Source organism: Novosphingobium sp. 17-62-19 (assembly GCF_002256775.1).
Classification (GTDB): Bacteria; Pseudomonadota; Alphaproteobacteria; order Sphingomonadales; family Sphingomonadaceae; genus Novosphingobium.
Genome location: NZ_NCII01000029.1, coordinates 24459 through 30953, shown reverse-complemented (window position 1 = coordinate 30953; position 6495 = coordinate 24459). Strand labels below are relative to the sequence as shown.

Annotated in this window: 4 protein-coding genes; all 4 read right to left on the bottom strand. The window is 63.2% G+C overall.

The window, feature by feature from the left end; all coding sequences use genetic code 11:
• Window positions 1-228: 228 nt before the first annotated feature.
• Window positions 229-1641: a trehalose-6-phosphate synthase gene (locus tag B7X90_RS07240; RefSeq protein WP_292623068.1), complete on the bottom strand. Its 1413-nt coding sequence runs from the start codon at window positions 1639-1641 to the stop codon at window positions 229-231.
• Entirely contained in the window at window positions 1638-3458 is a 1821-nt protein-coding gene (locus B7X90_RS07235) for a glycoside hydrolase family 15 protein (RefSeq protein ID WP_292623067.1), read from the bottom strand. Before B7X90_RS07235 ends, B7X90_RS07240 begins: the two co-directional genes overlap by 4 nt.
• On the bottom strand, window positions 3455-4222 hold the full coding sequence (gene otsB, locus B7X90_RS07230) for a trehalose-phosphatase (protein ID WP_292623066.1): 768 nt from the start codon (window positions 4220-4222) through the stop codon (window positions 3455-3457). The genes B7X90_RS07235 and otsB overlap by 4 nt, the downstream gene beginning before the upstream one ends.
• A 104-nt stretch (window positions 4223-4326) precedes the next feature.
• Entirely contained in the window at window positions 4327-6483 is a 2157-nt protein-coding gene (locus B7X90_RS07225; RefSeq protein ID WP_292623064.1) for a TonB-dependent receptor, read from the bottom strand.
• Window positions 6484-6495 lie beyond the last annotated feature (12 nt).

Genomic DNA, 6495 nt, shown 5'->3' with positions numbered 1-6495 from the left:
CGTTTGACTGCTCGATGTCCATGCTCACGCCTCCTCAAAGGCCGCGAGCTTTCCTATTCCGGTGCCGGCAACAAGGCCGCCTTCCGTCGGCGCTTACGCACTTATGGCGTGCGTGCAGGGTTCAAGTTCTGATCCAGCCATCCCTCGCCAGCCCGCGTGTTTCCACTATGCGGGTTGGCATCGGGCGGGCGGAACCATCACGGCTCCGCCCGCCACTCCATTTTTTGATTAGACGATCTGCACCACGTTGACGGGAGCGGCACCCGCCACGGCATCGTCTTCCGACGGCGCTTCAAGGAAGTTGCGGAACGTTTCCAGCCACCACATCACGTCGCGATCACGCACATTGCCGATCATCGCGTTCCAGCGCGCCTTGCGTTCGGCCAGTGGCATTACCAGCGCGCGTTGAATCGCATCGGAAATTTCTTCTGCGCTATAGGGATTGACCAGCAAGGCATCGGACATTTCCTCTGCCGCGCCTGCAAAGCGTGACAGGATCAGCACGCCGGGATCTTCGGGGTCTTGCGCGGCAACATATTCCTTGGCGACAAGGTTCATCCCGTCGCGCAAGGGTGTGACCAGCCCGATCTTGGCCGCGCGATAAACGCCCGCCAGCACATCGCGCGGATAGCCCTGGTTGACATAGCGGATCGGCACCCAGTCCAGCGCCGCGTGTGCGCCATTGATCCGCCCGGCAAGGCCTTCCAGCTTTGATCGGATGCGCTGGTAGCTCTCAACCGCGCCGCGCGAAGGTGGCGCGATTTGCAGCAGCACCACTTCCTTGCGCTCTTCCGGGTGCTCTTCCAGAAAGCGCTCGTATCCCAGAAAGCGCTCTTCCAGCCCCTTGGAATAGTCAAGCCGGTCCACGCCCACGATCAGCGAACGCCCCACAAGGCTGGCCTTCAACTGATCATGTGCCTCGCGCGCTGCCGGGCTTTCGGCCATTTCGCCAAAGGCTTTCGCATCGATGCCGATGGGGCAGGCCACCAGTTGCGCGGTGCGACCATTGCAGTGGGCCACGCCATCGATGACTGTCGCGCCCATCTCGGCCTTGACGAAATCGACGAAGGAATCGAGCCACTCCTGCGTGTGGAACCCGATCACGTCATAGGCGAACAGCGTTTCCACCAGCGCGGCGGCCTCGGGCAGGGTGGCCAGAAGGCGGCGCGGGGGCCAGGGGATATGCAGGAAAAAGCCGATGCGGTTTCTGACTCCGCGATTGCGCAATTCGCGCCCCAGCGGGATCATGTGATAATCCTGCACCCACACCACGTCTTCCGGCTCGATCAGTGGCAGCACGGTTTCGGCAAAGCGCTGGTTGGCGCGTTCATAGCCACCTGCAAAGCTGCGTTCGTATTCGGCCAGATCGATCCGGTAGTGGAACAGCGGCCACAGCGTGCGGTTGGCATAACCGTCGTAGTACTCCTCGACGTCCTGCTCTTCCAGATCGACTGTGGCCGTGGCAACGCCGTCGGTGCGCTGAAAGTTGATGTGGCCGGTAAACTCGTCGGTCACCTCGCCCGACCAGCCAAACCAGATGCCGCCATTGGCGCGCAGAGCGGCAGAAAGCGCCACAGCCAGACCACCTTGCGCCCCGCCACCCGCGCTGACGCGGTTCGATACAACGATCAGGCGGCTCATCGCACTGATGTCCACGGGCGGCTGAGCAGGCCAGCGCAATTGATGATCCCGACCAGCGAGTAGGTCTGCGGGAAATTGCCCCACAACTCGCCAGTAACGGGGTCGATGTCTTCCGACAGCAGGCCGGATCGTGTGCGTCGCATCAGCATTTCCTCGAATAGAGCGCGCGCTTCGTCAGACCGTCCGGTCAGGTGAAGCGCTTCGATCAACCAGAACGTGCAGACATTGAAGGCCGTCTGCGGGAGGCCAAAATCGTCCTCGGTGGCATAGCGCAGCATGTGCGAACCGCGTCGCAAGCCTTCCTCGATGGCCGAGAGGGTGGAAAGGAAGCGCGGATCGTCTGGCGCGAGAAAGCGCAGGTCGAGCAATTGCAGCACGCTGGCGTCCAGATCATCGCCCGAGAACGTGGCTGAAAGCCGCTGTGTCTCCTCGCGCCATGCCGAAGTTTCGATTGTCGCGCGGATCGTGCCGGCGCGGTCGTTCCACAGCGCGGCGCGATCCATCAGTCCCAGCGTGGCGGCGATATTGCCGAGCCGGTCACACGCTGCCCAGCACATGGCAGAGGAATAGGTGTGGACCGATTGCCGCGTGCGCAATTCCCACAGCCCCGCATCGGCCTGATCGTGGCTGAGCCAAGCGCGCTCACCCACCCGCTCCAGCGCCTCGAAATCCTCGTGTCCGGCAAGGCGGAACAGGCGCTGATCGAAGAACGCCTGCGCGCTGGAAAGCACGATCTGGCCATAGGCATCATGCTGAATCTGCTCATAGGCCTGATTGCCCACGCGCACCGGTCCCATCCCGCGATAGCCGGGCAGGTCGGGCGCAAAACCCTCTTCCAACAGCGCTTCGCCCAGCACGCCATAAAGCGGCTGGATGTGCCCGCCCTTGGCCCCATCAACGATATTGCGCAGATAGGTGAGATACCCTTCCAGCACATCGAGCGCGCCCAGTCGGTTCAGCGCCTGCACCGTGTAATAGGCATCGCGGATCCAGCAGTAGCGGTAATCCCAGTTGCGTTCTGACCCGGCATGTTCGGGGATCGAAGTCGTCAACGCCGCCACAATCGCGCCAGTCTCGGCGTGCTGGCACAGGCGCAGCGTGATGGCGGAACGGATCACTGCGTCCTGCCATTCCAGCGGGATGGCAAGCCCCCGCACCCAACCGCGCCATTCCACGCAGGTGCGCTCCAGCATATCGTCCACCGTGCGCGCGATATTGCCGGAAAAGCTCTCGTCCGGGCCAAGATAGAAGTGCAGCGGCCGTTCCAGCCGGAACGTGCGTTCTTCGGCCACCATGCCCACCGGCGCAGTGGTGGTCAGCCGCATGGTCATGGCCGGGCCGGGATAGCGGATGTGGCTGGTGCCGCCGACCACGCCGGGCGAAGGGGTGCCCCAATCACGCGTGGCGCGCAATCGCACCGTAATGCGCGGCGATCCGCTGACCGGACGGACGATCCGCCCAAAGGCCACCGGACGGAAGGTGCGTCCCGAATGGCCGTAGAACGGGCAGAAATCGGTCACCTCGATGGCGTTGCCGTGATCGTCCTCGTGCCGCGTGACAAGGATTGGCGTGTTGCGCAAATAGCGCTGCTGCGTGCGCACTACGCCGTCCAGAGCTATGTCCCAGAACCCGTTTTCAGGCGTTTCCCCGCCCACCAGCGCGCTAAACAGCGGGTCGCCGTCCACACGCGGCACGCAGGCCCAGACGAACCGCCCGGATTCATCCACCAGCGCAGAGACGTGGCAATTGCCGATGGGCCACAGTTCCATCCCAGTGGTTGCAATAGGGCCTGTGGTCGCAATTGGTGCAGTGCTCATGCGTCGAGCACTCCTTCAAGCCACGCCAGCACGTGCTGCACACCTTCCAGCCGATAGAGCGCCTCTGTGGGCCGCTCCGGTCCCACCAGCACGCCCCATCCGCCGTGCGCGGCAGCAGCCGCAAAGCCCGGCTCGTCGGTCAGATCATCGCCCAGCATTACTGGAACGGTCCCTGCAAACGGCGGCGTATCAAGGAACCGCGCCACGGCGCTGCCCTTGTCTCCGCCCGGAGCGCGCAGTTCCACCATCATTTTGCCGGGCTGCAAGTGCAGACCGTGCGATTCCGCCAGTTCCTCGGCCAGAGCGCGGCTCCAGCCTTCCAGTTGCGGCGCCATGCGATAGTGCAGCGCCACGCCCAGCGGCTTGCGCTCCACCAGCACACCCTCGTGCGCGGCGGCAAGGCGGGCAATCACATTGGCCGCATCTGCCAGCGTGGCAGGGGTTTCAGGAATGCTGGTCGTGCCATCGGGGAAATGGATTTCCTGCCCGTGGCTTCCGGCAATACCCACGCCCTTCAGCCCAAGCTGCGCGCGCACAAACGCGGCCTCGCGTCCGGTGACAATCGCCAGCCTGCCATCAAGCCGCGTGCATAGCGCGGCAATCAGCGCGCGCACCCGGTCTGTCACCTGCACGGCGTCGGGCCGGTCGATCAGATCGACGAGCGTTCCGTCAAAATCCAGAAACAGGCTCGCCTGTTCAGGGAGATGTGATGGCGGCAGTTCGAGGGCACGTTCGACGACTACATGGGGGCCTTGCGGGTCCAATGCGGATTCCAATGATAGCTAGCTGATAAAGTTCCCAACGCCAGCCAGCCCCGCAAGTTCCCCCTTATTTTCCGCAGTGCAGCATAAATGCTGTCGTTGGCCTCTTAAAAGTCGATTGAAGCGCTCGCCCGGAACGTGCGTGGCTGACCTTGCAGAAGCGCGGCGGAGAACACGTCGAACGCCGATGCCCAGTACCGCTTGTTCGCCACGTTATCCACGCCCGCACGCAGCGTCAGCGGCTTTCCGCCCGTCACCAGAACATAACGCGCGCCCAGATCGAACCGCGTCCATTCAGGGATTTCCAGCGTATTGGCCACGTTCACGGCCTGCTTGCCGGTGTGGACCACACGGCCTGTCAGCGTAAAGCCGGTGGAGGGCACATCCCATTCCACGCCCGCATTGCCGGTCCATTCCGGCACGCCCACCGCACGGTTGCCTTGGTTCACCCCGCCCAGCGTGCGCCGCAGCTTGGCATCGATCACCGATGCGCCGCCGATAAACCGCAATCCGTCCACCGGCTCACCGTTCAGCGTAAATTCCACGCCTTCATTGCGCTGCAATCCGTTCAGGCCAAAGCGCACGCGCCCGTCGCCCGTCCCGGCATCGACCGAATAGCCTACCGGCAGATCGATGCGGAAAACCGAAAGGCCCGCTTCGAACCGGCCCATGCGCAGTTTGCCACCCACTTCGTATTGCTTGGACCGGATCGGCCCGAACACTTCGCCCGCATTGACCACCAGCGGATCGGTCGGTGCGCTCGGCCCCTGCTGCAAGGCTTCCACGCGATTGGCGAAGAGCGACAGGCCGGGCACCGGCTTCACCACAAGGCCAATCACCGGGGTCACCGCGGATTCGCGATAGGTGCTGTCCAGAAGGCCGCCGTTGTAGGCGTTATAGCTTTGCACCTGAATGTCCTGCAACCGCAGCCCGCCGGTCAGCAGCACGCGGTCCCCGAACAGGCCCACCGTGTCAGATGCAAAGGCGGAAAGCAGGCGCGTCCGGCTGATCGGGAACGGATTGTCCAGATCACCGCCGACAAACGCTGATGCCGGAATCGCCACTTCGGGCGCGTCATAAATGTTCGTCGCAAACCCGGCAAAGCCCGGACCATAGAGGAAATCGAAGGCATTGCGGTTGACCTGCCACACCGCGCTGCCGCCGAAGTTGATCTCCTGCGTGATGGCATTGCCCAGCTTCACGGTGAAGCCCGCCTCGACCGCCTCGTTGTTGTCGGTGCGTGGCACATACAACCCGTTGCCATTGGCCACGCCAGTTGCCGCGTCCAGCACGGTTATCCCGCCATAAATGCCCTGCTCGCTGCCATCGCGCGCACCGGCGCTGATGTGAAACATGGCGTTGTCACCAAAATCCTGTTCAAACCGCAGCACGCCAAACACGTCACGCAGATCTGTATAGCTCCACGGCTGCGCATAGTTGGCCGAAGCTTCCGGCACGGTGGGGATCGTGGCCGTGCCGATGGTCACCTTGGGGCGCAATCCGTCAACCTCGACACGCTGATATCCCAGATCGAGGAACAGCCGCGTGTTGTCATCGCGCCAATCGAATGCCGCGCCGATCACGGCGGTGCGGCGGAACTCGCCATCGATTGCCACATCGCCGCTGCGGAACGCCGCGTTCACCCGCACACCCACCGCGCCATCATCGCCAAAGCGGCGCGATACATCAAAGCTGCCGCCAAAGTTCGCGTCGGAGATATAGCCCACGGTCACGCGATTCAGCGCATCATCGCCCGCGCGCTTCAACTGCAGGTTCACCGAACCGCCAATGGACGTACCGCCCGGTGCAGCGCCGTTCAGAAATGCCGAAGCACCGTTCAGCACTTCGACCGACTGGAACAGTTCCGGCGCGATCAGCTGGCGCGGGGCGATGCCGTAAAGCCCGTTCAGCCCCACATCATCGCCATAAAGCGCAAAGCCACGGATCACGAACTGCTCGGCCGCATTGCCGAAGCCATAGCTGGTGCGGACGGTGGGATCGTTTTCCAGCACTTGCCCCAGCGTCTGCGGCTGCTGGTTGAGGATCAGCGCTTCGTTATAGGCGCGGATGGTGAAAGGCACGTCCTCGGCCCGCTTGCGCCCCAATGCGCCCAGATCGCCTTCGCCCATCACTTGCGTGGCGTTCAGCGCCTTGGCCACCACAACGATGTCGTTCATTTCCTCGGCCGAGACGTCTTGCGCAGAGGCGGGCGTGGACAGCACGGGGACAAGAGCCGCAGCGGCAAGCAGGGTGTAACGGGTCATCATAAGGCTTTC

What these genes read in the sequence shown, in the direction of transcription:
- B7X90_RS07240 (WP_292623068.1), bottom strand. Translation starts at nt 1,641, where the DNA reads ATGAGCCGCCTGATCGTTGTATCGAACCGCGTCAGCGCGGGTGGCGGG.
- B7X90_RS07235 (WP_292623067.1), bottom strand. Translation starts at nt 3,458, where the DNA reads ATGAGCACTGCACCAATTGCGACCACAGGCCCTATTGCAACCACTGGG.
- B7X90_RS07225 (WP_292623064.1), bottom strand. Translation starts at nt 6,483, where the DNA reads ATGACCCGTTACACCCTGCTTGCCGCTGCGGCTCTTGTCCCCGTGCTG.